This is a genomic window from Acidovorax sp. 210-6, from assembly GCF_010020825.1.
GTDB lineage: Bacteria > Pseudomonadota > Gammaproteobacteria > Burkholderiales > Burkholderiaceae_C > Simplicispira > Simplicispira sedimenti.
In genome coordinates this window covers 2,118,024-2,142,874 of sequence record NZ_JAACJE010000001.1, presented here as the reverse complement: position 1 = coordinate 2,142,874, position 24,851 = coordinate 2,118,024, and the positions used below count along the sequence as shown (strand labels likewise).

Annotated in this window: 25 protein-coding genes and 1 tRNA gene; 13 read left to right on the top strand and 13 right to left on the bottom strand. The window is 66.4% G+C overall.

Annotation, left to right across the window (positions count from 1 at the left end; all coding sequences use genetic code 11):
* The first annotated feature begins 148 nt into the window (after positions 1–148).
* Positions 149–328, top strand: coding sequence for a hypothetical protein (locus tag GWK50_RS09905; RefSeq protein ID WP_232828908.1), 180 nt, complete (start codon positions 149–151; stop codon positions 326–328).
* Between the two features lie 6 nt (positions 329–334).
* Here GWK50_RS09905 and asd read toward each other — a convergent pair whose 3' ends face one another.
* Positions 335–1,186 carry an archaetidylserine decarboxylase gene (asd, locus tag GWK50_RS09900; protein ID WP_162016353.1) on the bottom strand — a complete coding sequence of 284 codons (852 nt, stop codon included), beginning with the start codon at positions 1,184–1,186 and terminating at the stop codon, positions 335–337.
* 184 nt (positions 1,187–1,370) lie between these two features.
* Here asd and GWK50_RS09895 point away from each other — a divergent pair, with 184 nt between their 5' ends.
* From GWK50_RS09895 to GWK50_RS09885, 3 genes are all read left to right on the top strand, one after another.
* On the top strand, positions 1,371–2,543 hold the full coding sequence (locus GWK50_RS09895) for an HPP family protein (RefSeq protein ID WP_162016352.1): 1,173 nt from the start codon (positions 1,371–1,373) through the stop codon (positions 2,541–2,543).
* Between the two features lie 227 nt (positions 2,544–2,770).
* Positions 2,771–3,019 (top strand): translation initiation factor IF-1, encoded by a 249-nt coding sequence (infA, locus tag GWK50_RS09890; RefSeq protein ID WP_162016351.1) that lies wholly within the window; start codon positions 2,771–2,773, stop codon positions 3,017–3,019.
* 73 nt (positions 3,020–3,092) lie between these two features.
* Positions 3,093–3,169: transfer RNA gene (locus tag GWK50_RS09885), tRNA-Pro, on the top strand.
* A 176-nt stretch (positions 3,170–3,345) separates the two neighbouring features.
* Here GWK50_RS09885 and mmsB read toward each other — a convergent pair.
* From mmsB to GWK50_RS09865, 4 genes are all read right to left on the bottom strand, one after another.
* Positions 3,346–4,233: a 3-hydroxyisobutyrate dehydrogenase gene (gene mmsB, locus GWK50_RS09880; protein ID WP_162016350.1), complete on the bottom strand. Its 888-nt coding sequence runs from the start codon at positions 4,231–4,233 to the stop codon at positions 3,346–3,348.
* Positions 4,234–4,347: 114 nt separating this feature from the next.
* On the bottom strand, positions 4,348–4,740 hold the full coding sequence (locus GWK50_RS09875; RefSeq protein ID WP_162016349.1) for a TfoX/Sxy family protein: 393 nt from the start codon (positions 4,738–4,740) through the stop codon (positions 4,348–4,350).
* Between the two features lie 67 nt (positions 4,741–4,807).
* Positions 4,808–5,974: an acyl-CoA dehydrogenase family protein gene (locus GWK50_RS09870; RefSeq protein ID WP_162016348.1), complete on the bottom strand. Its 1,167-nt coding sequence runs from the start codon at positions 5,972–5,974 to the stop codon at positions 4,808–4,810.
* A 235-nt stretch (positions 5,975–6,209) separates the two neighbouring features.
* Positions 6,210–7,721 carry a CoA-acylating methylmalonate-semialdehyde dehydrogenase gene (locus GWK50_RS09865; RefSeq protein ID WP_162016347.1) on the bottom strand — a complete coding sequence of 504 codons (1,512 nt, stop codon included), beginning with the start codon at positions 7,719–7,721 and terminating at the stop codon, positions 6,210–6,212.
* A gap of 132 nt (positions 7,722–7,853) precedes the next feature.
* Between GWK50_RS09865 and GWK50_RS09860 the strand changes: the two genes are divergently transcribed.
* The 3 genes from GWK50_RS09860 (at position 7,854) to GWK50_RS09850 (ending at position 11,564) form a co-directional block, all read left to right on the top strand.
* Positions 7,854–8,744: a LysR family transcriptional regulator gene (locus tag GWK50_RS09860; protein WP_162018076.1), complete on the top strand. Its 891-nt coding sequence runs from the start codon at positions 7,854–7,856 to the stop codon at positions 8,742–8,744.
* Positions 8,745–9,176: 432 nt separating this feature from the next.
* Positions 9,177–10,085: a protein kinase gene (locus GWK50_RS09855; RefSeq protein WP_162016346.1), complete on the top strand. Its 909-nt coding sequence runs from the start codon at positions 9,177–9,179 to the stop codon at positions 10,083–10,085.
* Between the two features lie 546 nt (positions 10,086–10,631).
* Positions 10,632–11,564, top strand: coding sequence for a patatin-like phospholipase family protein (locus tag GWK50_RS09850; RefSeq protein ID WP_162016345.1), 933 nt, complete (start codon positions 10,632–10,634; stop codon positions 11,562–11,564).
* A gap of 13 nt (positions 11,565–11,577) precedes the next feature.
* On the opposite strand, the gene GWK50_RS09845 is transcribed toward GWK50_RS09850, so the two are convergent.
* Positions 11,578–12,486, bottom strand: a complete 909-nt coding sequence (locus GWK50_RS09845; RefSeq protein WP_162016344.1) for a DMT family transporter — start codon at positions 12,484–12,486, stop codon at positions 11,578–11,580.
* 117 nt (positions 12,487–12,603) lie between these two features.
* Between GWK50_RS09845 and GWK50_RS09840 the strand changes: the two genes are divergently transcribed.
* Positions 12,604–13,539, top strand: a complete 936-nt coding sequence (locus GWK50_RS09840; RefSeq protein ID WP_242455345.1) for a LysR family transcriptional regulator — start codon at positions 12,604–12,606, stop codon at positions 13,537–13,539.
* 24 nt (positions 13,540–13,563) lie between these two features.
* On the opposite strand, the gene GWK50_RS09835 is transcribed toward GWK50_RS09840, so the two are convergent.
* Positions 13,564–15,519 (bottom strand): penicillin acylase family protein, encoded by a 1,956-nt coding sequence (locus GWK50_RS09835; protein WP_242455344.1) that lies wholly within the window; start codon positions 15,517–15,519, stop codon positions 13,564–13,566.
* A 19-nt stretch (positions 15,520–15,538) separates the two neighbouring features.
* Here GWK50_RS09835 and GWK50_RS09830 point away from each other — a divergent pair, with 19 nt between their 5' ends.
* Entirely contained in the window at positions 15,539–15,679 is a 141-nt protein-coding gene (locus GWK50_RS09830) for an AraC family transcriptional regulator (RefSeq protein ID WP_242455343.1), read from the top strand.
* 29 nt (positions 15,680–15,708) lie between these two features.
* Here GWK50_RS09830 and GWK50_RS09825 read toward each other — a convergent pair whose 3' ends face one another.
* Together GWK50_RS09825 and GWK50_RS09820 are read right to left on the bottom strand one after the other, a co-directional pair.
* Entirely contained in the window at positions 15,709–16,215 is a 507-nt protein-coding gene (locus GWK50_RS09825) for an NAD(P)H-dependent oxidoreductase (RefSeq protein ID WP_162016343.1), read from the bottom strand.
* A complete protein-coding gene (locus GWK50_RS09820) occupies positions 16,208–16,690 on the bottom strand; it encodes an EVE domain-containing protein (RefSeq protein WP_162016342.1) in 483 nt (160 codons plus the stop codon). The genes GWK50_RS09825 and GWK50_RS09820 overlap by 8 nt, the downstream gene beginning before the upstream one ends.
* 199 nt (positions 16,691–16,889) lie before the next feature.
* On the opposite strand from GWK50_RS09820, the gene GWK50_RS09815 reads away from it, so the two are divergent.
* The 3 genes from GWK50_RS09815 (at position 16,890) to GWK50_RS09805 (ending at position 20,621) form a co-directional block, all read left to right on the top strand.
* Entirely contained in the window at positions 16,890–17,396 is a 507-nt protein-coding gene (locus tag GWK50_RS09815; RefSeq protein ID WP_162016341.1) for a hypothetical protein, read from the top strand.
* A gap of 12 nt (positions 17,397–17,408) precedes the next feature.
* Positions 17,409–19,031, top strand: coding sequence for a GMC family oxidoreductase (locus GWK50_RS09810; protein ID WP_162016340.1), 1,623 nt, complete (start codon positions 17,409–17,411; stop codon positions 19,029–19,031).
* A gap of 219 nt (positions 19,032–19,250) precedes the next feature.
* Positions 19,251–20,621 carry a tryptophanase gene (locus GWK50_RS09805; protein ID WP_162016339.1) on the top strand — a complete coding sequence of 457 codons (1,371 nt, stop codon included), beginning with the start codon at positions 19,251–19,253 and terminating at the stop codon, positions 20,619–20,621.
* 205 nt (positions 20,622–20,826) lie between these two features.
* Here the strand turns inward: GWK50_RS09805 and GWK50_RS09800 are convergent, their stop codons facing one another.
* Genes GWK50_RS09800 through GWK50_RS09785 form a run of 4 tightly spaced genes read right to left on the bottom strand, consistent with a single transcriptional unit; the run spans position 20,827 to position 23,045 of the window.
* Positions 20,827–21,375: a hypothetical protein gene (locus GWK50_RS09800; protein WP_242455342.1), complete on the bottom strand. Its 549-nt coding sequence runs from the start codon at positions 21,373–21,375 to the stop codon at positions 20,827–20,829.
* A gap of 19 nt (positions 21,376–21,394) precedes the next feature.
* Complete coding sequence (locus GWK50_RS09795; RefSeq protein ID WP_162016338.1) at positions 21,395–21,646, bottom strand: GlsB/YeaQ/YmgE family stress response membrane protein; 252 nt, start codon at positions 21,644–21,646, stop codon at positions 21,395–21,397.
* 56 nt (positions 21,647–21,702) lie between these two features.
* On the bottom strand, positions 21,703–22,413 hold the full coding sequence (locus tag GWK50_RS09790; RefSeq protein ID WP_242455341.1) for an adenylate/guanylate cyclase domain-containing protein: 711 nt from the start codon (positions 22,411–22,413) through the stop codon (positions 21,703–21,705).
* Positions 22,414–22,421: 8 nt separating this feature from the next.
* Complete coding sequence (locus GWK50_RS09785; RefSeq protein ID WP_162016337.1) at positions 22,422–23,045, bottom strand: C40 family peptidase; 624 nt, start codon at positions 23,043–23,045, stop codon at positions 22,422–22,424.
* A 276-nt stretch (positions 23,046–23,321) separates the two neighbouring features.
* Between GWK50_RS09785 and GWK50_RS09780 the strand changes: the two genes are divergently transcribed.
* Positions 23,322–24,851: a thymidine phosphorylase family protein gene (locus GWK50_RS09780; RefSeq protein WP_162018072.1), complete on the top strand. Its 1,530-nt coding sequence runs from the start codon at positions 23,322–23,324 to the stop codon at positions 24,849–24,851.

Sequence of the window (24,851 nt, the reverse complement as noted above, 5' to 3'; positions counted from 1 at the left end):
ACCAAAACGCGTAGGGCTGCTCCCGGCAGGTGGGGGAACATGTTGCTATGATTACGATAGCGTCTGCCGCCCTGGCAGGCGGCATTGAGTTCACCCTTCAGACATCGTACGCAGACTGCAGACCATGCACAGCGCAGCTTGTTTTCGCATGCCTATCTTCAAGCCCGGCACCGTGGTGCGTTTCGGGGCCAACCGGGAAACCGTCAGCCACATCATCATTCGCCGCAGCGTGCTGTTGGTGCATCTGGTGGGCTATGAAGCCCCTGTCAACGCCGATGTGTTGACAGTGGAGCCCGCTGTGTTCACGCTGAGGCGCGTGACACGGTAGCCCGCGTCAGCGGGTGCCCAGGTGGGCCATGGCCTCGCCCATGCGGATCGGGCGGGCGGGGCCCCAGGCGGGGTTGAACTGCAAGGGCCCGTGCGGGAACAGCATGACGACGGTCGATCCGAGCAGGAAGCGGCCCATCTCATCGCCCTGTTTCAGCACGATGGATTGGTCCGCATAGTCCCACTGGCGCACGGTGCCGGGGCGCGGCGGATTCACGAGGCCGTGCCACACCGTGGCCATGCTGCCCACGATGGTGGCGCCCACCAGCACCAGCACGAACGGCCCGTGGGCGCCGTCGAACACGCACACCACGCGCTCGTTGCGCGCAAACAGGCCGGGGACGCCGCGCGCCGTGGTCGGGTTCACCGAGAACAGGTCGCCGGGCACATGCACCATGCGGCGCAGCCGGCCCTCGCAAGGCATGTGGATGCGGTGGTAGTCGCGCGGGCTCAGGTAGAGCGTGGCGAAATGGCCGCCCTCGAATTCCGCGGCCAGTTGTGCGTCGCCGCCGACCAGTGCCGTGGTGCTGTAGTGGTGCCCCTTGGCCTGGAAGACCTGATCGCCCTGCACCGGGCCAAACTGGCTGATGGCGCCATCGACCGGACAGATCAGATCGGCGGCGGCCAGCGGGCGGGCACCAGGCTTGAGCGGCCGGGTGAAGAACTCGTTGAAGCTGGTGTAGCTGGCCGGGTCCGGATTGGCGGCCTCGGTCATGTCCACGCCATAGCGGGCCACGAAGCGGCGGATGAGCGCCGTGGTCAAAGCGCCGGCGCGTGCCGAGGCGATGCGGCCCGCAGCGACGGTGAGGGCACGTTTGGGCATCAGGTACTGCGGCAGGACGGCAAGGCGGTCGGACACGGTGGGAAGGCTGGAGTGGGGGAAGCGCGCCATTCTATCGGCGCCTTGCCCTTTGTGTGCCAGGGTCAATCGGCGTGCAGCCGCGGGCCATGGCGCGCGCAGGCACAATGCGGCCCCTGCATTCCCCCGCGCCACGCGCTGCCTGGGTGCATGTGTTTTGCCCGGCAGGTCCGGATGTTGTCGAATGCCATTCCCCTCTCCTGAATCCGAACCGGCGCACGCGGTGCGTGGCGCCTGGTTGCGCAATTTCTGGCCTGCACCCGTGGGCATCACGGGTCGCGAACGGGCGCGTATTGCTCTGGGTGCGGCCCTGGGCGTTTTGTTGGCGGCCCTGCTGGCGCGCTGGTGGAGCCACGCGCACCCTGGCGGGCACTGGATGGTGGCCTCGCTGGGCGCCAGCGCCGTGCTGGTGTTCGCCATGCCTTCCAGCCCCTTGGCGCAGCCCTGGCCGGTGCTGGGGGGCAATACGCTGTCGGTATGGGTCGGCTTGGCCTGTGCCGCCCTGGTGCCCGAACCCGCTGTGGCTGCGGCGCTGGCCGTTGCGGCCGCCGTGCTGGTGATGGTGCCGCTGCGCTGCCTGCATCCGCCGGGCGCGGCGATGGCGCTGTTCGTGGTGCTCAACCCTGGCGAAGACGCGCACCTGCTGCTGTTTCCGGTGCTGTTCAATGTGCTCGTGCTGGTGCTGGTGGGCATTGCCTACAACAACGCCACCGGGCGCAGCTACCCGCATCCCCAGCGCCCGCAGCGCGATGATCGGGCCGTGGGTGCCGGGCAGTTCAGCACGGCGGACCTCGATGCAGCGCTGGCGCACTACAACCAGGTGCTGGACATCAGCCGCGCCGATCTGGCCGGATTGCTGCACATGGCCGGCCGGGCCGCCTTCCAGCGCACGCTGGGCGAACTGCGCTGCGCCGACATCATGTCGCGGCCACCCATGGCCGTGGAACCCGGCGTGGCGCTGAAGGAGGCTTGGGCCATGATGCGGCGCGAGCAGATCAAGGCGCTGCCCGTGGTGGATGCGCAGGGAGCCGTGCTGGGCATCGTCACGGTGGCGGATTTTGTGCGGCTGGCCAGCCTCGATACCCACGAGGGCCTGGGGCAGCGTCTGCGCACCCTGATCCGAGGGCGCTCGGGTCGGCCATCGCGGGTGAAGGACATCATGAGCCAGCAAGTGCAGGTGGTCGATGCCCGGCAGCATGTCATGGACCTGGTGCCCCTGTTCTCGCGCGGCGGGCACCACCACATGCCCGTGGTGGATGCGCAGGCGCGGCTGGTGGGTGTCATCACGCAGTCGGACCTGGTGCGTGCCCTGGCCCTGGCGCTTCCCACGGGTGAAGCGGGCACCGCTGCACCATAGTCAACGTGGCCACATCGCGGTACAATCAGCGGGCTCATGCACAGCGCCTTGCCTGTCCATTGGAGCCGTCTCTCCCGGCATTCTTTCTGAACTGCGCCCCGGGTGCAGCGAACCCCACAGCACGCAAAGCACACTGCGCCTGCTCCACCGGACAGGCGTTTGCGCCTGTGGCTAACCCGATTTCGCAGGCGCCGTACACGGATTGAATTGTTTTTTAGAGATTGAACATGGCAAAAGAAGAACTGATTGAAATGCAGGGCAGCGTGACCGAAGTGCTGCCAGACTCGCGCTTTCGCGTCACGCTGGACAACGGGCACCAACTCATCGCCTACACCGGCGGCAAGATGCGCAAGCACCACATCCGCATTCTGGCGGGCGACAAGGTGTCCCTGGAGCTGTCTCCTTACGACCTGAGCAAGGGCCGCATCACCTTCCGTCACCTGGCGGGCCGTCCCGGCCCGGGCGCTGCTCGCTGACCAGTGATTTAAACGGCGTTTTGCCCGTCCAAGCCCGAAACAGGGTGCAAGTCGGGTTAGAATGCCAGCTTGTCGGAGCGTAGCGCAGCCTGGTAGCGCATCTGCTTTGGGAGCAGAGGGTCGCGAGTTCGAATCCCGCCGCTCCGACCAATCATGACAAGGCCTGCAGTGGTTTTCCGCTGCAGGCCTTTTGTCTTTTTAACCGGTGTGGGTGCCTGTCTGTGGATCTTCCAGCACCGTGTGGCCAGAGAGTGTGAAAAGCAACGGGCGCTGCAGCGGCCAGCCACAGCGCCCGTTTCAGCAGGTAAAGGCCTCAGCCGCGCAGATCAGCCCTTCTTCTGCAGCATCTTGATCACGCTCGAAAAATCCTCGCCGCCATGCCCCGCGATGCTGTGCGCGGCGTAGATGGCGCGGGCCAGGCCGCCCAGGGGCGTGCTGGCCTTGGTGGCCATGGCGTTTTCCTGGGCCAGGCCCAGGTCCTTGAGCATGAGGTCGGTGCCGAAGCCGCCGGCGTAGCCCTTGGAGGCGGGGGCGTTCTCGTGCACGCCGGGGAAGGGGTTGTACTTTTCCAGCGCCCAGTTGCCGCCGGAGCTGCGGCGCATGATTTCGCTGAGCACCTTGGGGTCCAGGCCGTTGGCCACGCCCAGGGCGATGGCTTCGCTGGTGCCAATCATCAAAATGCCCAGCAGCATGTTGTTGCAGATCTTGGCGGTCTGGCCGGCGCCCACGCTGCCTGCGTGGAAGATGTTGGCGCCCATTTTTTCCAGCAGGGGGCGGGCGCGTTCCAGCTGGGCTTCGCTGCCGCCGACCATGAAGGTCAGCGTGCCGGCGATGGCGCCGCCGGTGCCGCCGGAGACGGGCGCGTCGATGAAGTCGATGCCCAGGCTTTCAGCGGCCTTGGCCACCTTCTGGCTGGTGGCGGCGGCGATGGTCGAGCTGTCGATCACCAGCGTGCCCTTGGCGATGCTGGCGAGCAGGTTGCCCTTGCCCAGGAACAGGCCTTCCACGTGCTGGCTGGCGGGCAGCATGGTGATGACGGCTTCGGCGCCCTGTACGGCGTCCTGGGCGCTGGTGGCCACGCTCAGGCCTTCGGCCTTGGCCTTGGCGAGCGCGTCCTGGCTCAGGTCGAAGGCCTTGACGCTGTGGCCGGCCTTGTGCAGGTTGATGGCCATGGGGCCGCCCATGTTGCCGAGGCCGATGAATGCGATTTGCATGGTGCTGTCTCCTGGTCGGTTGGAAAGGGTTGGAAAAGGGGAGGGGTTAGCTATTGTTTTAGTAGCTACTTGCGCTTGCTGCATAAGCCCCAGGGAGTAAAAAGACTTGAACTCTCATGCCGCTGTTTGTTTGCGGGCCCTGGTGCGCCGGGGCGAGGCCTTGGCCTGGGGGTTGTAGGCGAGGGCGGTTTCCACCCAGTGCAGCCACTGCGGCCGCGTGGCGTAGCCCGTGGGCTCCACCCAGAAGTAGCCGGGCATGCCGCCGCGCGGGTCCAGCTCGCGCACGCCGGGCGTTTCGGCCGTGGCGGCGTGTTCTTGGGGCGGCAGGCGCACCAGCAGGTCTTCGCCCTTGACGGCCAGGCAGAGCTTGCCGTCCACCATGAAGGCGTGGCAGCCGAAGAGGGGGCGTTCCTCCACCGTGGCATCCGCGCCCAGGCGCTCGGCCAGCGCGTCCCGCACCGCGGCGATGAGGTGCAGGGTTTCGTCGGCCAGGGGGCGGGCGGGCATGGTGGCGTCTTGAAGGTCGAATGGGCTGCCGATGCCTGGCGGTGAAGCGCAAGCAGCTATCAAAAACCTAGCGAATAGTGTCCGGCGCGTCGCCGTCCAGCATGCGCCGGGCGATGATGACGCGCATGATCTCGTTCGTGCCTTCCAGGATCTGGTGCACGCGCGCGTCACGCATCAGGCGCTCCAGCGGGTATTCGCGGATGTAGCCGTAGCCGCCGTGCAGTTGCAGTGCCTCGTTGCAGACGTTGAAGCCCGCATCGGTGGCGAAGCGCTTGGCCATGGCGCAGTAGGTGCTGGCGTTGGGGTCGCCCGCGTCCAGCTTGCTGGCGGCCAGGCGCACCATCTGGCGCGCGGCGACGAGTTCGGTGGCCATGTCGGCCAGCTTGAACTGCAGCGCCTGGAAGCTGGCGATGGGTTTGCCGAACTGCTTGCGGTCGTGCATGTACTGCTGCGCCTGCTGGAGCGCGCCCTGGGCCGCGCCCACCGAGCAGGTGGCAATGTTGATGCGCCCGCCGTCCAGGCCCTTCATGGCGATCTTGAAGCCTTCGCCCTCGCGGCCCAGCAGGTGGTTGGCGGGGATGCGCACATTGTCAAAGCTGATCTGGCGCGTGGGCTGGCTGTTCCAGCCCATTTTTTCTTCCTTCTTGCCGTAGCTGATGCCGGGGGCATCGGCCGGCACGGCGAAGGCGCTGATGCCGGAGGCGCCGGAGTTTGCATCGCCCGTGCGGGCCATGAGCACCAGCACGTCGGTGCTGCCCGCGCCGGAGATGAAGGCCTTGGAGCCGTTGATGACGTATTCATTGCCCACCAGCTCGGCGCGCGTCTTGAGCGAGGCGGCGTCCGAGCCCGCGCCGGGTTCGGTCAGGCAGTAGGAGGCTAGTCTTTGTCCGCTGGTCAGCAGCGGGCCCCAGTGGTCGCGCACCTCGGGCTGGGCCCAGGTGCCGAGCATCCACGTGGCCATGTTGTGGATGGTGATGAAGGCGGTGGTGGAGGGGTCCACGGCCGCCATTTCCTCGAACACCAGCGTGGCATCGAGGCGCGGCAGGGCCAGGCCGCCAGCGGCCTCGGGCGCATACAGGCCGCAAAAGCCCAGTTCGCCGGCCTTGGCGATGGCCTCGCGCGGGAAAATGCCCTCGGCGTCCCAGTGCGCGGCGTGCGGGGCCAGCTCGGCCAGGGCGAATTGGCGCGCGGTGTCGGCAAAGGCGCGCTGGTCTTCGGTCAGTTCAAAGTCCATGGGCTGGTCTCCGGGTCGGGTGTGCTTTTGTTTTTATAGCTGATGGCGCTTGCCTGGCAAGCGCTGGAGCCGATTTTTCTCAAAATTCTTGTCTGCGGGCGCGTCGCATGAAACCGGCGCGGCCCAGGCCAGCAGCCACCGTGCAAGGGCCGCCCCGCCGCGCTGGCGTCGTCCCCCCTCCGCGAGCGAAGCGAAGCAGAGAGGGGGGAAGGCGTGCAGCGCCTCAAGGGGGGTGTCACTTCAGACTAATCGTGGTGTTCACACCCTGGCCCGCCGTGCTGTCGTCGAACCAGCGCGCGGTCACGGTCTTGGTCTGGGTGTAGAACAGGATGACCTGCTTGCCGTAGGGGCCCAGGTCGCCCAGCTTGGAGGCGCGCGAACCGGAGAACGAGAACAGCGGCACGGGCACGGGCACCGGCACGTTGATGCCGACCTGACCCACATCGATCTCTTCCTGGAACTTGCGCGCGGCAGCGCCGGACTGCGTGAACACGGCGGTGCCGTTGCCGTTGGGGTTGGCGTTGATGAACTCGATGGCCTCGTCCAGGTCCTTGGCGGCCACGACGCTCAGCACGGGGCCGAAGATTTCCTGGTCATAGATGGCCATGCCGGGCTTGACGCCGCTGAAAATGGTCGGGCCGACGAAGTTGCCCTTCTCATAGCCGGGCACGTTGGGCTTGCGGCCGTCGAGTTCCAGCGTGGCGCCGTCGGCAATGCCGCGCTCGATCAGGCCTTCGATGCGCGACAGTGCGGCGCACGAGATGACCGGGCCCACGTCCGTGCCCTTCTCGGTGCCGCCGGACACCTTGAGCGTCTTGGCCTTGGCCACCAAGTCGGGCAGCCACTTTTGCGCTTCGCCCACCAGCACCACCACGGGCAGGGCCATGCAGCGCTGGCCGGCCGCGCCGAACGAGGCACCTGCGATGGCGTTGAGCGTCTGCTCCTTGTTGGCGTCGGGCAGGATGATGGCGTGGTTCTTCGCGCCCATCATGCACTGCACACGCTTGCCGTTGAGGCTGGCGCGGTTGTACACATGCGTGCCCACCTTGGTGGAACCCACAAAGCTGATGGCCTTGATGTCGGGGTGGTCGCAAATGGCGTTCACGGCCATCTCGCCGCCGTGGATCACGTTCAGCACGCCGGGCGGCACGCCGGCTTCGAGGGCCAGCTCGCACAGGCGCATGGTGACCATGGGATCCTGCTCGGAGGGCTTGAGCACAAAGGTGTTGCCCGTGGCAATGGCCATGGGGAACATCCACAGCGGGATCATGGCCGGGAAGTTGAACGGCGTGATGCCCGCGCACACGCCCAGGGGCTGCAGCACGGTGTAGGTGTCCACGCCGTTGGCCACGTTGTTGGCCAGCTCGCCCAGTTGCAGGTTGCCGATGGCGCTGGCGTGCTCCACCACCTCCAGGCCGCGGAACACGTCGCCCTCGGCGTCGGGCAGGGTCTTGCCCTGCTCGGCCGTCAGGGTGGCGGCCAGCTCGGCCATGTTCTCGCGGATGAGCTGCTGCAGCTTCAGGAAGATGCGCGCGCGCGCACCGATGGGCGTCTTGCGCCAGGTCTTGAAGGCCTCCTTGGCGGCAGCGACGGCGGCGTTGATCTCGTCCTGCGTGGCAAAGGGCACGCGGGCCAGCACCTGCTGCGTGGCGGGGTTGACCACATCGCGCCATTCGGTGGTCTTGGATTCAACGAACTCGCCGTTGATCAGCAGTTTGACGGTGGCAACTTTGACGGCAGCATCCATGGGGGTAGTCTCCTGAAAAGGGCACGGGCACCATGCCCGGATGGCACGCATCGTAGCTTTGCGATTTTGTAAGCACAATAGCCAACATTGCGCACGAGATTTGCAAATATGCACAACAACCGATCGGCCCCCATGGACTGGGACAACCTGCGCTTCTTTCTGGAACTGGCCCGCGCCGGCACGCTGGTGGGCGCCGCCCGCCGCCTGGGGGTGGACCACACCACCGTGGCGCGCCGCATCCAGGGTCTGGAAAAGCAGGTGGACGCCGCACTCTTTGCCCGCGAAGCCGGTGGCCACCGCCTGACCGAAGCCGGGCGTGCCCTGCTGCCCAGGGTCGAGGCCATGGAGGCCGCCTTCCTCGCCGTGCAAAGCGCCGCCCCCGGTGTGGGCACCGGCCTGCACGGCGTGGTGCGCATCGGCACCACCGAAGGCTTTGGCAACCTGGTGCTGGCGGCGCCCCTGGCGCGGTTTGCCCAGTCGCACCCCGGCCTGGTGGTGGACCTGCTGGCCCTGCCGCGCCTGGTGCACCTGTCGCGCCGCGAGGCCGACATCGTCATCTCGCTGGAGCGCCCGGCGCGCGGCGCCGTCATCGTCGTCAAGCTCACCGACTACGTGCTGCAGCTCTATGCCAACCGCAGTTACCTGGCCCAGCATGCCCCCATCACCACCCCCGAAGACCTGCGCGGCCACAGCTTTGTGAGCTATGTGGACGACCTCCTGTTCAGCAAGGAACTGCAAATCCTGGACGAACTGCACCGCCCCGCACAGTTTGCCCTGCGCAGCACCAGCGTGCTGGCCCAGTTCGAAGCCGTGCGAGCCGGTGCCGGGCTGGCCGTACTGCCCGCCTTTGTGGCCGCGCAAGACCCCGCCCTGCAACCCGTGCTGCCCGGCCAGGCGCGCTTTACACGCACCTTCTGGATGAGCATGCCCGCCGAAAACAAGCACATGGCCCGCATGCAGGCCACCTGGGCCTACCTGCGCGAGGCGGTGGGGCAGCGGCAGGGGGTGTTGAATCCGGCGTAAGTGCTATTGGTTTGATAGCTGCTTGCGTTTGATGGGTGGGCTCTGGGGATGAATTTTGTTCATATTCGGCCTGGTGGTGCTGTTTTGGTGCGCATCGGACCTGGCGGGGTGAGGTGAAATCGACCCTGAGCCGCCGTTGGGCAGCATGACCGCAAAGCCGCAGTTCAGCCGCTACCCGCTGCCTGACAGCCCAAACGTGCTGTCTGAGTGCGCGATCCTTGTTTGGTAGCGAGCTATAGTTTGCCTCGTTGACGCCTGCCGGGTTTCGCGAGTTTTTACACTTGGATGTTTAATCGGGCAGCCGCCTGCAAACCTATGCTGCAAGCCACTTCCAGGCGAAACCAATGTCCAGAATATCCCCCACGGTCCAGCTTATCCCGCGGGTTTTACGGGATACATCGTTAGACCCACACATATATCAGGACCGATCGCATGCCGAATGAGAATGAGCAGATTGAACATCTAGCTGCCATCGCACCAGAGCAGATTACAGTCCCCGAGGCAGTCTTTACACTTCCGGAAGTCGGCGCAAGGATTACCAGCGAAGCTACTGGCAACACCTATCGAATTGGCGAATTGATTGGTGAAGGCAACTTCGGCTATGTCTACCATTGCTCAGATACTTGGGAAAATGAGCTTGCAGTCAAGATCCTTAAACCCAAGGGCACCTATGAAGAGGTGAGAGACGCTGCAGTAGCAGAGTTCGAGAAGCTGAAGCTATTTCGACATCCGAATATCACCTTCGTGTTCGACGCCTTCGAGTTCCAGCACACGTTCTACATCGTTTGCGAAAAATGCTGGAAGCCGATCAACGAATTTATGCAGTCGGAAGGCTTCAATGGGCGCGTATGGCTTCGCCCTATCGCGCGCCAACTTCTACAAGCGGTTCACTATATTCACTGCAACCACTTTGCTCATCAAGACATCCACGGCGGCAATGTTTTCATTCAAGCGGCGAAGGATGATCTTTCGCCTGACGACATGATCTTCACGTACATGCTTGGTGACTTAGGGCTTGCCAAGTTGGCGGCAGAAATGGATGCAGAGAACACAGTCCTAGCCGACTGGATGCGCGCCCCAGAGTCAATCAATCCGGCGAAATTTGGTGCGATGGACCACCGAATGGACATTTATCACTGTGGGTTGCTTTTCCTTCAAATCTTGCTCGGTCGGCCACATACGTTTACTCGTGAAGAGGTCTTGGCTGGAGCCCCAAGAGAACTTGCCTTAACGCTCGAAGCGCCTTACAGCTTCGCTCTTGAAAAGTCCTTGCGTAGGCACGTTGATTACAGAACCGCATCCGCATTGGAGTTCTGGCGTGATCTCAATACAACTGCATAGGCCTTGGTCTAACTGTCGTATATGGACTCCCCCACAACAGCAAGAGCCTGACCGATTGGGGACCAAGGGGTAAAGAACCTGCAGTCGTATATCCGGCATCTGTTGTGGACTCTGTGGTGGTCCGTGCCGACATGGAATCTGCGTCACCGCGTCGCTACACGTTGCAAGCGGCAGGCAAGCTACCGGAAGAGTTATCGGCGTCGTGCGGTGTGGAAGGAACCCGATTAGCCATGATGGTCGATCAAACCCATCGCAAGTGGTGAAGGAATTTCTGGTCTGGCGTGCTGACTGGCTGTACCGGTTCAGTCGGGCATCGCAAAGCTCTGGCGATTCTCTTTTCGGTTCAACCGGGCTGCTTCATCGAACAGCTTGTGATCGCGCAGCGTCGCATAGCAAATGCGCGCCAGCTTGTTCGCCAGCGCGCAGGTGGCCTTGTTGTGGTTGAACCACCCTGGATTTCGCAGAGGCGCGAATCCATTGCTTACACACCTGACAGGCGCTTGCCCCTAGCATGCTGCGTTTCCACACAGCCGCCGGAGGGCACCCATGCCAACCTATCGCATTCTCAGCCTCGATGGCGGTGGCCTGCGTGGCCTGATCACGGCGCGGTTGTTGCAGCGGCTCGATGCCATGCCCGGTATTGCGGGCTGGCTGGGGCGGGCCGATTTGCTGGTGGGTACTTCCACGGGCGGCATTCTGGCGCTGGGGCTGGCAGCGGGGCAGTCGCCGCAGGCCATGGGCGATATTTACAGCCAGCGCGGCGGGGCCATTTTTGACGACAGCATTTGGGACAACCTGCGCGACCTGGGCAAGACCGTGGGGGCCGACTATTCAGCCAAGGGGCTCAAGGCGGAGCTGCGCCGTGTGTTTGGCGACCAGCGCCTGCAGGACCTGGGCCGCAAGGTGGCCATTCCGGCCTTTGACCTGGACAACGAGGCCAGTCCCGCCGAGCGCACCTGGAAGCCCAAGATCTTTCACAACTTCACCGGGGCCGACTCCGACGGCGCGCAGCGTGTGGCCGATGTGGCCCTGTACACCAGTGCGGCGCCCACGTACTTTCCGTCGGCCAACGGCTACATCGACGGCGGTGTGTTTGCCAACAACCCCAGCATCGTGGCGCTGGTGCAGGCGATTTCAGCGCGCAACGCGGCCCACGAGCGCGCTGCGCTAGACGACGTGGTGATGCTGTCGGTGGGTACGGGCGTGAGCCTCACCTACATCAAGGGCCAAACCTTGGACTGGGGCTACGCCCAGTGGGCGCAACCGCTCATCAATGTGCTGATGGACGGCACCGCAGGCATTGCCGACTACCAGGCGCGCCAGTTGCTGGGCCAGCGCTACCACCGGCTGCAACTGGTGTTTCCGCCCACCGAAACCATTGCGCTGGACGCCGTGGACAAGCTGGGCCGCATGGAAGCACTGGCCCAGGCCCAGCCGCTGGATGCGGTGGCAGGCTGGATTGGGCAGCACTGGCTGTAGGGCGCGGTGCGGGCTAGCGCCGCCCCACCAGCAGCACCCCCGCCAGCACAAGCCCGGCGCCCACCATTTGGGGTAGTGAGAGCGGCTCGCCCAGCAGCCAGTAGCTGAACACGATGGTCAGCATGGGGCCCAGGGTGCCAATCAGCACCGTGGGCGCCGCGCCAATGCGGCGGATGGCGGCCGATGTCATGAACACCGGCAGCACGGTGGACAGCAGGGCCATGCCCAGTGCGTGGCCGTACACCGCTGCGGGCTGCACCAGGGCCTGCAGCGGCTGGGTGGCGGCAAAGTGCGCCAGCGTGGCCACGGTGGACACCAGCATGGCCAGAGCGGTAAAGCGCGCCGCGCCCAGGCGGCGGATCACCGGCTCGCTGCCCGCCTGGTAAAACGCATAAGACACGGCCGAGCCCAGCACAAATGCACCGCCCAGCAGCACCGGGCCCATGTCGCTGGCGAGGTGCAGGTCGTGCGTGAAGGCCAGGCCAATGCCTGCGTAGGACAGCAGCAGCGCGCCTATCTCGCGCCGCGAGGCGGTTTTGCCCATGAACAGCACACCGATGAGCAGCGTGATGGTGGGGTAGGTGAACAGAATCAGCCGCTCCAGGCTGGCGCTGATGTATTGCAGCCCCATGAAGTCCAGAATGCTGGCCCCGTAGTAGCCCAGCAGCCCCAGCGCCACCAGCAGCGCCCAGTCCCGGCGCGTCAGCGGTGCCAGCCCCTGGCTGGAGCGCCAGCCCACCCACACAAAGGCGGGCAGCGCCAGCAGCATGCGCAGCGCCAGCAGGGTGACCGAATCGACCGGCTGGGCCTGCGGCACGGCGTAGGCCAGTTTCACAAAAATGGCCTTGAACGAAAAGCCTGCCGCCGCCAGCAGGGCCAGGGCAAAGCCGATGCGTTCGGAGGACCAGTGTTTCCAGGGCATGGGTGGGGCGTGTGCGGTAGGGACGAACGCTTTGGCGCCACGCGCCAAGGCCAACAAAGCATGGCTGCAATCATGGCGCGTTTTGTGGCGGCGCACCATCGCTGATAATACAAGCCTGTGTTCGTCTATAACGAATGGTGTACCGTGGACTACGACCTGACCGATCTGCGCCTGTTCGTGGCCATGGCCGAGGAGCGCAACCTCACGCGCGGCGCGGCGCGGGCCTTTTTGGCGCCATCGTCGGCCAGCCACCGCTTGCGGCGGCTGGAAGATGCGCTGCAAACCCCCTTGTTCGACCGCCAGCCGCGCGGGCTGGAGCCCACGCGTGCGGGCGAGGCGCTGCTGCGCCATGCGCGCCAGGTGTTTGCCTGCATCGAACAAATGCATGCCGAGCTGTCGCCCTATGCCAGCGGCATCCGCGGCCAGGTGAGCCTGTGGGCCAATACGCATGCCACGCACAGCTATCTGCCCGACGATCTGGCGGGCTTTCTCAAGCGCCACCCTCAGGTGAGCGTGAGCCTGGAGGAGCGCACCAGCACCGAGATTGCCATGGCCGTGGCGCATGGCGAGATTGACGTGGGCGTGTTGGCCGACGCAGGCGCCCAGGGCGCGGGCGTGGTGCTGTGGCCTTACCGGCAGGACCGGCTGGTGCTCGTCGTGCCGCAGGGCCACGCCCTGGCGCAGCGCGCCAGAGTGGCCTTTGCCGAGGTGCTGGACCAGGCCTTTGTGATGCTGCATTCGGGCTCGGCCATCCACACCTTCACCATGAACGCGGCGGCGGCGCTGGGGCGGCACCTGGATGTGCGCATCCAGGTGCGCAGCTTCGAGGCGGTGTGCCGCATGGTGGGTGCGGGCGTGGGCATCGGCCTGGTGCCACGCAGTGCCGTGCCGCGTGCGGGCCTGAGCGAGCCGCCGGTGGTGGTGGCGCTGGACGAAGCCTGGGCGCAGCGCGACCTGCAGGTCTGCGTGCGCCAGGGGGTAGAGCTGTCGGGCTTTGCCAGCGCGCTGGTGCAGCACCTGCGTGCCAGCAGTGGCGGCGCGGTGCCAGCCTGACACCGCGCACGCTGGGGACGGGCTTCAGGGCCGTACAGTCAGCCGCAGCGGTTCACCCACGCGGGCCTTGAGCACGTCTTCGCGGTGGAAGGGCAGGGTGTGCCACTGCTTGCGCGAGAACAGCTCCATCTGGTCCGTGGCATGGGGCGATGCCGGGTTGGTGGACTGTCCGTAGGTCAGGATGGCCTGTGCCACCGGGCCGCGCGCGTCAAAAGTGACGGTCTGCACATAGCTGCTGCCGTAGTCGATGCGCAGGCCCTGGGCGTTGATGGGCGCGGGTTCTTGGCGGCCCAGGTTGTTGAGCACACCTTCGAATTCGTCGCCCCCGTGCAGCGCAATGGGCGCCTCGGTGATGGCTGGGCGCTGCACGCTGCCCAGCGGGGCATCGAGCGCAAAGCCTGCGGCCTTGATGGCCTTGACCGCAGTCTCCAGCGCACCCCAGACCTTGGCCGCCACGGCGGCATCGTCCATCTTCAGCCCGGCGGGGGTGGCGACGGGCTGTTGGGGGTCGAAAGGCACGCGGTACACGCCCGGAATGTTGCGTGCATTGCGCCAGAACTCACGGAACACATGGGCGCCGCGCGCGTCCACCTCGTTGCGCAGGTTCCAGCCCTGCAGGGCGGCGCAGCCTTCGCGCGCCTCGCTGCTGGGCGCCTGGGCACAGGCGGCGCGCAGGTCGGGCACGATGACCGAGGCCATGAAGTTGCGGTTCTGGAACAGTTGCTCCTGCATGCCCTGCAGCGTGACCTTGCCCCGGCCCAGCATTTCCGGGATCTCGGCCAGGCCTGCGCGCGTGCGGGGGCGCGTCAGGCGGGCGTCGCCCACCAGGGGCGAGATGCCCTCGAACTTCTGCGCCGGGTGGGTGTAGAAGAAGCTGTCGTTGCTGTTGTGCACCCAGTCGGTGCGCAGGGCGATGGGCATGCGCTCGATGGGGATCAGCCCCGGCACGGGCGAGCGGCGGTCTTGTTGCCAGGCGCAGTCGGCCCGCGCGCCATTGAGCACCACCAGCCCGGCGGCCATGCGCAGCGCGGCGGCGGGCTTGCTGGGCGTGCAGCGTTCGAGTTGTGCCGCGTCCACATCGGGCACCACGCTCACGTCGGCGTACAGCACGCGGCCGTGGCGGTCTGCGGCCAGGGTGTTGACCCAGGGCAGGCCCAGGCCTGCGTGCGCCTGGCGCATGTCCTCCACCGAGCGGGCGCGCGCAAAGGCCAGGGCGGCGTCCACCATGCGGGTGTTGCCGACGTTGGCGTCGCGCAGGGCATAGGCGGTTTGGGCGTTCCAGGTCAGGCCCGCGCGTGGAATGACCACCAGCGGCCCCCAGCGGGTGGACCACAGCGTGCGCCCGGCGATGGTGCGCGATGTCATCTTCTCGGGCTTGCCGTCCACCAGGTAGGTGGTGGGGTCACCCTCGGCCAGTTGCAGCTCGTACAGCGTGAAGCGCTTGCCGGTGGACACGGTGTGCGACCAGGCCACGTCCTTGTTGAAGCCGATGGACACCATGGGGTAGGGGCCAATGCCCGCGCCCATCACATCGATCTGGCCCGGAATGGTGAGGTGCAGTTGGTAGAAGCGGTTGGGCCCGCTCCACGGAAAGTGCGGGTTGCCCAGCAGCATGCCGTTGCCGTTGGCGGTCACCTCCTTGCCAAAGGCCCAGGCATTGGACCCCAGGGGCGAGTCGAGCAGGCCCAGCTCGCGCATGGCCTGGGCGGCGTCGGCCAGGTCCACCGGCTGGGTGCTGGCCTGCGCGGCCTTGGCTGCGGGCTGCGGCGGCTGCGCGCCCAGCAGGCCGTCGGCCAGTGCGGCAGCGCCGGCCTGTACGGCGGTGATCTCGGCCATGCGGCGGTATTCGGCCAGCGTCATGGGCTGCACCCAGGCCTTGCCCCGGCAGGCCTCGGGCAGTTGGGCGCCATGGTCGGTCAGGTAGCGGTTGTAGCCCGCCACATAGCCGTGCGCCAGGGCCTGGGTTTCGGCGCTGGTCACTTACCTCACGGTGGAGGCTGTGGCGCAGCAGTGTGGCTATGGCGACGTGGGGAGTTTTCGGCGCATTTTTGCGCGCGTGGCGGGCGTCACGCCGGGTGCCTACCGCCAGCGCTTTCGCTTGCGCACCAGCCGCAGGCAGTGGACGGGCATGCCGGGGTAGAGCCCGCCTGGCCGATCAGAGCACGCCGATCAGAACACGCCCAGTGCCAGCCCGCCCGCCAGCGCTTCGCCCAGCGCCTGGCAGCGCGCCAGGTCGTCTGACGCGATGTGCTTGGGGGCCGCAATGGCTTCGCGCGTTTGTGCGTGCGTGCACACCACCAGTGCGGGTGCCACCGCGCGCAGGCGCCAGCCGGTGGCAATGCGCTCGATCTGGCGCACGGCGCCCTGGCCGTCGCTGCCCGCGCACACCAGGGTGGCGTAGGGGCGGCCGTTCACCTGGTCGAGCACGTCGTAGTAGCAGCGGTCGAAAAAGTCCTTGAGCTGGCCGCTCATGGCGGCCAGGTTCTCCGGTGTGGCAAACACCAGGCCATCGGCGGCCAGCACATCCGCCGCATGGGCCTGCGAGGCATGCAGCAGGCGCACGGCCACGCCGCTCTCTTGCGCCGCGCCGTCGCACAAGGCCTGGGCCATCTGGCGGGTGCCGCCGGTCATCGAGTGGTACACCACGAGCAGCGACTTGGACAAGTCTTCAGCCATGGTCTGCCAGTGCCACGATGGTCTCCCACTCCTGTGGGCTGACCGGGGTGATCGAGAGGCGGCTGCCTTTTTGCAGCACGCCCATGCCCGCCAGTGACGGGATGCTGCGCAGCTCGGCCAGGCCGATGGTGCGCGTCTTGCGCAGGGCCTGCACGTCCACCAGCACCCAGCGTGGCTTCTCGGCGCTGGACCGGGGGTCGAAGTAGGTAGATGACGGGTCGAACTGCGTGGGGTCGGGCCGCGGGAGCGACGCGACACGGGCCATGCCCGCAATGCCGGGCAAGGCGCAACTGGAGTGGTAGAACAGCACGCCGTCGCCCACGCGCATGGCATCGCGCATGAAGTTGCGGGCCTGGTAGTTGCGCACGCCGATCCAGGGCACGGTGGCCTGCGGGGCGGCCAGCGCGTCGTCGATGGAGCACTCGGCAGGCTCGGATTTCATGAGCCAATGGCGTGGTCGGTCTGAAGCAAGCATGGGGTGTGGGTGACATGCCGCAGGGCAACAGAACTGCGGGTGTCCCATTGTGCATGGCGCGGCGCAAGCGATGGTGCGATGGGCTTTTCAGAGGGTCGTGGGCTTCCCCAGGCCATGGCTGCGTCATCGATGAAAACCCCAATCCCCTCTAGGCGCCTGCGTCTAGAGCCTTGGCTTTGGTGCGTGCGATAGTCGAACGATGCAAAGACGAACCCTTTTGAAGCTGGGCCTGGTCTCGGGCACGGTGCTGGCGCTCGCGGGTGGTGCCGCCATGCTGGTGCAGCCTGGCCTGGTGCAGCGGCGCCTGACGGACGCCGGGCGCGCGCTGTTCATCGGTGTGGGCCGTGCCATTTTGCAGGGCACGCTGCCGCCAGATCCAGCGGAGCAGCGGCAAGCCCTGGAGGGCATGGCCGACCGGGTGGATATCCTGGCGCAGAACCTGCCGCCGCATGTGGTGGACGAGCTGTCGCAACTGGTGGGCCTGCTGGGCAGCAGTGCCGGGCGGGTGGCGCTGGCCGGGCTCTCCACGGGCTGGCTTGAGGCCACGCCCGAGCAGGTGATGGCGGCCCTCAACGACATGCGCTATTCGCGCTTGACCCTGCGCCAGCAGGCCTACCAGGCGCTGCACGAGATCGTGGGCGGCGCGTATTTCTCCGAAGAAACCACCTGGGCCGTGGTCGGCTACCCCGGTCCCCAGGACATCTGAGCCTTTCATCCCATGAGCAAACTACCTGACCCCATCCGCGAGGGGCTGCAGCGCGGCTGGAAAGTGCGCGGCGGTCCGCACGGCGCGGTGCCCGAAACGCTGAGCTGTGACGTGGCCATCATCGGCTCCGGCGCGGGCGCGGGCATCACGGCGGAACTGCTGGCGCGTGCCGGGCTGTCCGTGGTCATCGTCGAAGAAGGCCCGCTGCGCAGCAGCAGCGACTTCCGCCAGCGCGAGTCCGAAGCCTACCCCCAGCTCTACCAGGAAAGCGCCAGCCGCAAGACCGAGGACAAGGCCATCTCCATCCTGCAGGGGCGCTGCGTGGGCGGCTCCACCACGGTGAACTGGACCAGCTCCTTCCGCACGCCGCCTTCCACCCTGGGCTTCTGGGCGCAGCACTTTGGGCTCAAGGACTACAACGAGCAGGCGCTGGAGCCGTACTTCGAGCAGGCCGAGCGCAGGCTCAACGTGTCTTCGTGGCAGATGCCGCCCAACGAGAACAACGAGTTGCTGCGCGCCGGGGCGGTCAAGCTGGGCATTCCGGTCGAATCGATCCGGCGCAACGTGCAGGGCTGCTGGAACCTGGGCTCCTGCGGCATGGGTTGCCCCACCAACGCCAAGCAGTCCATGCTGGTCACCACGCTGCCCGTGGCGCTGGAGCAGGGCGCCACGCTGCTGGTGCAAACGAGGGCCGAGCGCCTGGAGGTGGCCTCGGGCAAGGTGCAGGCCCTGCACTGCGTGGGCGTGCAGCTCAACAGCACCGTGGCGGGCGATGCAGCACGCACGCGCATCACGGCCAAGCACTACGTGCTGTCGGGCGGGGCCATCAACTCGCCCGCCGTGCTGCTGCGCTCCCAGGCGCCCGACCCGCATGGCCGCCTGGGCCAGCGCACCTTCCTGCACCCGGTGGTGATGACCGCCGCACTGATGCAGCAGCGCGTGGAGGGCTGGACCGGTGCCCCGCAGTCGCTGTGCACCGACCATTTTCTGGAAGCCCAGGCCATCGACGGCCCCATGGGCTTCAAGCTGGAGGCGCCGCCACTGCACCCCCTGATCCTGGCCACCACCATGCCCGGCATGGGGCAGCCCCAGGCCGATCTGCTGCGCCAGTTCCCGCACACCCATGTGCTGCTGGCGCTGCTGCGCGACGGCTTCCACGAGCAGGCACAGGGCGGGCGCGTCAAGCTGCGCGGCGACGGCTCGGCCGTGCTCGACTACCCGCTGACCGACTACGTGATGGACGGCGCCCGCCGCGCCATGCTGGCCATGGCCGAAATCCAGTTTGCTGCCGGGGCCCAGCAGGTGCTGCCGGTGCACGAAATGGCCACGCTCTACTCCACTTGGGCGCAGGCCAAGGCCGCCATCGATCAACTGCCCATGAAGCCGCTGCTGACCAAGGTGGTCAGCGCCCATGTGATGGGCGGCTGCGGCCTGGCCGCTGACGAAAAGCGGGGCGTGGTGCGGCCCGATGGCGTGCACTGGCAGGTGGAAAACCTCTCGGTGCACGACGGCTCGCTGTTCCCCACCAGCGTGGGCGCGAACCCGCAACTGTCCATCTACGGCATCGTCAACCGGCTCGCGCAAGGGCTGGTGCAACGCATGACGGGCCAGCCGCAGGCACAACCACTGGCATAGGCCAGTGCCGTCGCGGCGCGGCCTGATTGCTATACTATTGATAGCTGCTTGCGCAATATTTGCGAGCTTTTCGGCGGGTTTTGATCTTGATTTTTCGGGCGCTGACCTCGGTGGAGGCAGGGCCCGAAATTTTTTGGTGGGCGTTGGAAATAACCGACACCATGGGTTTTTTCGCGGTGATAACTTTGCGCCCCTGACCAAGACAAACCAGGAGCACACATGCCCAAAACCCTGATCGAACCCTTCCGCATCAAAAGTGTGGAACCCATCCGCATGACCACCCGTGCCGAGCGCGAGCGCCTGCTCGAAGAGGCCAAGCTCAACGTCTTCAAGCTGCGCGCCGAGGACGTGCTGATCGACTGGCTGACCGATTCCGGCACCGGCGCCATGTCCTCCAGGCAGTGGGGCGCCATCATGGAAGGCGACGAAAGCTACGCCGGCGCGCGCAGCTTCTACCGCCTTGAAAAAGTGATCCAGGACATCACCGGCATGCAGTATTTCGTGCCCACGCACCAGGGCCGCGCGGCCGAGAAGGTGCTGTTCGGTGCCACCTGCAAGGCGGGCGACCTGGTGCCCAACAACTGCCACTTCGACACCACGCGCGGCAACCTCGAATACATGGGCGTGGAGGCCGTGGACCTGGTGATCCCCGAGGGCCTGCAGCCTGCGCTGGACTATCCGTTCAAGGGCAACATCGACCTGGCGCGCGTGGAAGCCGTGCTCAAGGACCAGGGCCACCGCATCCCCTTCGGCATGATCACCGTGACGAACAACACGGGCGGCGGCCAGCCGGTGTCCATGGCCAACATCCGCGCCTACGCCGCCTTGCTCAAGAAATACGGCAAGCCCTTCATCATGGACGTGTGCCGCTTCTCGGAAAACGCCATGTTCATCAAGATGCGCGAGCCAGGCTACGAGAACACGCCGATCAAGGACATCGTGAAGGAAATGTTCTCCTACGCCGACGGCGCCACCATGAGCGCCAAGAAGGACGGCATGGTCAACATCGGCGGCTTCATCGTGTTGCGCAGCGAGGAATGGCTGGACGCCGTGCGCAACGGCCTGATCATGATGGAAGGCTTCCCCACCTACGGCGGCATGGCCGGGCGCGACCTCGAAGCCCTGGCCGTGGGCCTGGAGGAAGGCATGGAGGAGGACTACCTGCGCTACCGCCTGCGCACTGCCGAGTACCTGGGCGAGCGCCTGGAGGCGGCGGGCGTGGGCTTCGTCAAGCCCACGGGCGGCCACGCCGTCTATATCGACGCCAAGACCGTGCTGCCCAACATGCCGGTGGAGCAATACCCCGCCTGGGCGCTTTGCAATGCGCTGTACCTCGAAGGCGGCATTCGGGGCGTGGAGATCGGCTCGGTGATGTTCGGCAAGCGGCTGGATGACGGCACGGAAACCTTCCACAGCATGGAGCTGGTGCGCCTGGCGTTCCCGCGCCGCATGTACACGCAGAGCCACTTCGACTACGCCGCCGAGGTGATCGCCGAGGTGAAGGAAAAGGCCGCCAGCATCCGCGGCGTGAAGATCACCAAGCAGCCCAAGTTCCTGCGCCACTTCACCTGCGAGTGTGAGTGGGCTTGAAGAAGCGAACAACCTCCTGAGCGGCTGCGCTGCTTCCCCCTTCTCTCGGCTGTCGCCGGGAAGGGGGACGCCGCCCGTGCGGCGGGGCGGCCCTTGCACGGCGGCTGCTGGCCTGGGCCGCGCCGGTTTTATGCGCCGCGTACGGCACATGGCAATGTATTAAAAATCAGGATCTGGCGCTTATTCAGCAAGCGCTGGGTGCTATTTATTTTGTAGCATCTGGCGCTGGCAGTTGCAGATGCGCCGCCTGTGCCACCTGCATGCAGTCGCGGATGTGCTGCTCGCCCAGGTAGCGCAGCGTGGCGTAGCCCAGTGTGGCCGAGAGTGCCTGGCCCGCCAGCGGCACGTACTTGGCGGCCTGTTTGGTGGTCAGGCGCATGCCCACCGCGCTGGTCAGGCGCAGCACCATGTCGCGCGTGATGAGCTTGCCGATGAGTGCCGAGCCCACCAGCGCCACGGCCTTGTGCACCTGTTCGCGCTGGCTGGGGTCCAGCCGGTCGATCTGCTCGGGCGCGAGCCCGAACTCGGCATTGATGCGCGGCAGCAGGCGCGAGAGCAGGGCGGCATCCACCGCCCAGTCCAGGCCCGGCACGGGTACCACGCTGGCGGCGGCGGCGGTCAGCGCGCGCCGGTGCAGCAGCTTGCGGGCGCGCTGGGCGGCGGCCAGCAGGGCGGGGTCGGCAGAGGCCTCCACCGGGTCGTCCGGCGGGCCGTCTTGCCGCGACGGTTTGCGGGTGCGGGGTTTCAGGGCCATGGGTGGTGGAGGCTGTGGTTCAGCCCTTGCCCTTGACCAGGCCGTACACCACCAGCAGCACGATGGCACCTACCACCGAGGCGATGAATCCCGCCGCCTCGCCTGGGCCATACCAGCCCAGGGCCTGGCCTGCGTAGCTGGCCACGAAGGAGCCTGCCACGCCCAGCAGCGCGGTCATGATCCAGCCCAGCTTGTCGTCCCCCGGCTTGAGCGCGCGTGCGATGAAGCCCACCACCAGGCCGATGAGCAGGGAACCAATCACAGAGAGCATGGAGCGTCCTTTCAAAAAGAGACTCAAGCGTAGCGCAGCCTTGCGACATGTGCGCGTCAGGCGTCGCTGATGGGCGCACCGGGCAAGGGTCTTTCGTGCAGGCTGGCCACATAGCGGAATGCAGGCATGTCCATGCCGCCCATGCGTTCCTGCAGCGGGTAGAGCAGATAGCGGCCAGGCTCCAGGTCGCGGCAGGCGGCCTGGGTCAGCAACACCTCGCCGGGGCCGGCGATGTCCTCGCCCAACTTGCAGGCCATGTTCATCTCGTGGCCAAAGAGGTCCTTGCCCGCCACCACCAGCGTGGGCCCGTAGCCAATGCCCACACTGGCCAGGAGCTGCGATTCGGGTGGCTGCACCGTGTTCATGGCGTCCAGCGCACGCAGGATGTCGAGTGCCGCTTCCAGGGCGTTCTGGGGGTGGGTGAACACGGCGAACAGGTTGTCGGCTTCTTGCTTGACCACTTCGCCGCCGTTGGCCGCAATGGCGGGGCGGGCGGCATGCTCCATGCGGTGGATCAGCGCCAGGAAGTGGATGATTCCGTGGCTGGCTGTGATGCGCGAGAAGCCGCACATGTCCAGCACCAGCATGGCCACCGGGCGCACAAAGGCCTGGGTGATGGCCTCGTCGATCTGCGCCCGCTGCTCGGGTTGCTGGTTGCGTTGGGTCAGCAGACTTTGCAGGGTCTGGCGGTCGTGTGCGCGAGGGGCAATGCCGCCAGAGAGCGCTGGGGGAGTCTTGTGCGAGGCCACAGTGGGGAGGCGGCGCACACAGCGCCTTAACGCGGGGTGGGGGTGGCCTGGATTTCGGCTGCTGCGGCCTGCAGCGCGGCGGCCTGTGCATTGCCCGCCTGGGCCTCGGGTGCCACGCGGCGGGCGCCGTTGAAGCGCTTTTGCCAGTAGCTTTCCTGCATGTCTTCCACGCGCACCTTGCCGCCGCTGCGCGGCGAGTGGATGAACTTGCCGTCCCCCACGTAGATGCCGACATGGCTGAAGGCGCGGCGCATGGTGTTGAAGAACACCAGGTCACCCGGCTGCAGGTCTTTCTTGTCGATCTTTTCGGTGCTGGCGGCCTGTTCGGACGCCTGGCGCGGCAGCAACAGGCCCAGCGTCTGCTGGTAGATGTTGCGCACAAAGCCGCTGCAGTCAAAACCCGTTTCGGCGCTGTTGCCGCCACGGCGGTAGGGCACACCCAGGAAACCCATGGCGGTGGTCACCAAGTCTGTGGTGCGGTCTGCCACCACATGGGCCTGGTCGGCCACGTTGTGGCCCAACTCGGCGAGTTGGCTGCGCAGATTCTTGTCCCATTGGAAGGGCTCTTGCGCCTCTGTGGGCGCGGAACCGGGGGCTGCATGGGCGGTGGTGCTGAGGGCGAGCACCAGGATGTAAAGCCAGCGTGACATGGGGCGCAAGGGTACCACGACTGCGCGGAGGCTCCAGACAGGGTAAACGCATACTGATAAAAATATGGCTTCAGCGCTTATGTGTATTGCGCAAGCAGCTATTAAAAATATAGCAGACTCAGCATATCCTGGGGGTTTCGAGGGGGGCTCCAGGGGTACCCAAGGGGTGCCCAGGGGGGATTTCGGGTGTAGGCTTGCCGTATGACGACCCCTGTGAATTCCCCCCCGCCAGCAGCCTCCGGCAATGGAAATGGCGAGAGCGCCGCAGTCTCGCGCCTGGCCGTGCGCCGCGTGGCCATAGACACCTGGCGCGAGAACGTGGCCTACCTGAACCGCGACTGCGCCGTGTACCGTGCCGAGGGCTTCCAGGCCCTGTCCAAGATCGAGGTGCGCGCCAATGGTCGGCGTATCCTGGCCACGGTGAACGTGGTGGACGACCCGGCCATCGTCGGCTGCCACGAGCTGGGTCTGTCGGAAGACGCCTTTGCGCAACTGGGCGTGGAGCCGGGCTACAAGGTGGCCGTGGCGCAGGCCGAGCCGCCCGAATCCATGGGCGCGCTGTTCCGCAAGATTGCCGGCGAGCGCCTGGCACGCGAGGACTTCCGCGCCATCGTGCGCGACATTGCCGACCACCGCTATTCCAAGATCGAGCTCACCGCCTTCGTCGTGGCCTGCAACCGCGACGAACTCGACCGCGAGGAGGTGTTCTTCCTGTCCGACGCCATGGTGCAGACGGGCCAGCGGCTGGACTGGCACGAGCCCCTGGTGGTGGACAAGCACTGCATTGGCGGCATTCCGGGCAACCGCACCTCCATGCTGGTGGTGCCCATCGTGGCGGCACACGGAATGCTGTGCCCCAAAACCTCGTCGCGCGCCATCACCTCGCCCGCGGGCACGGCCGACACCATGGAGGTGCTGGCCAATGTGGAACTGCCGCTGGAGCAGTTGCAAACCCTGGTGCGCGACCACCGCGGCTGCCTGGCCTGGGGCGGCACGGCGCAGCTCTCGCCCGCCGACGACGTGCTGATTTCCGTGGAGCGGCCCCTGTCCATCGACTCGCCGGGGCAGATGGTGGCGTCCATCCTGTCCAAGAAGATCGCGGCGGGTTCCACCCACCTCGTGCTCGACATCCCCATCGGCCCCACGGCCAAGGTGCGCTCCATGCCCGAGGCCCAGCGCCTGCGCCGCCTGTTCGAATACGTGGCGCACCGCCTGGGGCTGTCGCTGGACGTGGTGATCACCGACGGGCGCCAGCCCATCGGCAACGGCATCGGCCCGGTGCTGGAGGCGCGCGACGTGATGCGCGTGCTCGAAAACGACCCCCGCGCCCCCAACGACCTGCGCCAGAAAGCCCTGCGCCTGGCGGGCCGCCTGATTGAATGCGACCCCGACGTGCGCGGCGGCGACGGCTACGGCATCGCACGCGACATCCTCGACTCCGGCCGCGCCCTGGCGCGCATGGAGGCCATCATCGCCGCACAGGGCGCCAAGGAGTTCGACCACAACGCCCCACGCCTGGGCGCGCTGCATTTTGAGATCAGCGCCCCCGCTGCCGGTGTGGTGGCCGGTATCGACAACCAGCAGATCGCCCGCATCGCCCGCCTGGCCGGTGCGCCCAAGGTGCAGGGCGCGGGCGTGGACCTGCTGTGCAAGCTGGGCGACACCGTGCAGAGCGGCCAGCCCCTGTACCGCGTGCACGCCGACTTCCCCGCCGACCTGGAATTTGCCCGCCAGGCCTGCCACCGCGCCAACGGCTACCGCATTGGCGGCGCCGATGAGGTGCCCCACGTCTTTGTGGAGTTCTGA

Excerpts from the sequence above, each read along its gene's own strand:
- GWK50_RS09905 (WP_232828908.1), top strand. The coding sequence starts at position 149 with ATGCCTATCTTCAAGCCCGGCACCGTGGTGCGTTTCGGGGCCAACCGG.
- GWK50_RS09895 (WP_162016352.1), top strand. The coding sequence starts at position 1,371 with ATGCCATTCCCCTCTCCTGAATCCGAACCGGCGCACGCGGTGCGTGGC.
- infA (WP_162016351.1), top strand. The coding sequence starts at position 2,771 with ATGGCAAAAGAAGAACTGATTGAAATGCAGGGCAGCGTGACCGAAGTG.
- mmsB (WP_162016350.1), bottom strand. The coding sequence starts at position 4,233 with ATGCAAATCGCATTCATCGGCCTCGGCAACATGGGCGGCCCCATGGCC.
- GWK50_RS09875 (WP_162016349.1), bottom strand. The coding sequence starts at position 4,740 with ATGCCCGCCCGCCCCCTGGCCGACGAAACCCTGCACCTCATCGCCGCG.
- GWK50_RS09870 (WP_162016348.1), bottom strand. The coding sequence starts at position 5,974 with ATGGACTTTGAACTGACCGAAGACCAGCGCGCCTTTGCCGACACCGCG.
- GWK50_RS09865 (WP_162016347.1), bottom strand. The coding sequence starts at position 7,721 with ATGGATGCTGCCGTCAAAGTTGCCACCGTCAAACTGCTGATCAACGGC.
- GWK50_RS09860 (WP_162018076.1), top strand. The coding sequence starts at position 7,854 with ATGGACTGGGACAACCTGCGCTTCTTTCTGGAACTGGCCCGCGCCGGC.
- GWK50_RS09855 (WP_162016346.1), top strand. The coding sequence starts at position 9,177 with ATGCCGAATGAGAATGAGCAGATTGAACATCTAGCTGCCATCGCACCA.
- GWK50_RS09850 (WP_162016345.1), top strand. The coding sequence starts at position 10,632 with ATGCCAACCTATCGCATTCTCAGCCTCGATGGCGGTGGCCTGCGTGGC.
- GWK50_RS09845 (WP_162016344.1), bottom strand. The coding sequence starts at position 12,486 with ATGCCCTGGAAACACTGGTCCTCCGAACGCATCGGCTTTGCCCTGGCC.
- GWK50_RS09825 (WP_162016343.1), bottom strand. The coding sequence starts at position 16,215 with ATGGCTGAAGACTTGTCCAAGTCGCTGCTCGTGGTGTACCACTCGATG.
- GWK50_RS09820 (WP_162016342.1), bottom strand. The coding sequence starts at position 16,690 with ATGCTTGCTTCAGACCGACCACGCCATTGGCTCATGAAATCCGAGCCT.
- GWK50_RS09815 (WP_162016341.1), top strand. The coding sequence starts at position 16,890 with ATGCAAAGACGAACCCTTTTGAAGCTGGGCCTGGTCTCGGGCACGGTG.
- GWK50_RS09810 (WP_162016340.1), top strand. The coding sequence starts at position 17,409 with ATGAGCAAACTACCTGACCCCATCCGCGAGGGGCTGCAGCGCGGCTGG.
- GWK50_RS09805 (WP_162016339.1), top strand. The coding sequence starts at position 19,251 with ATGCCCAAAACCCTGATCGAACCCTTCCGCATCAAAAGTGTGGAACCC.
- GWK50_RS09800 (WP_242455342.1), bottom strand. The coding sequence starts at position 21,375 with ATGGCCCTGAAACCCCGCACCCGCAAACCGTCGCGGCAAGACGGCCCG.
- GWK50_RS09795 (WP_162016338.1), bottom strand. The coding sequence starts at position 21,646 with ATGCTCTCTGTGATTGGTTCCCTGCTCATCGGCCTGGTGGTGGGCTTC.
- GWK50_RS09785 (WP_162016337.1), bottom strand. The coding sequence starts at position 23,045 with ATGTCACGCTGGCTTTACATCCTGGTGCTCGCCCTCAGCACCACCGCC.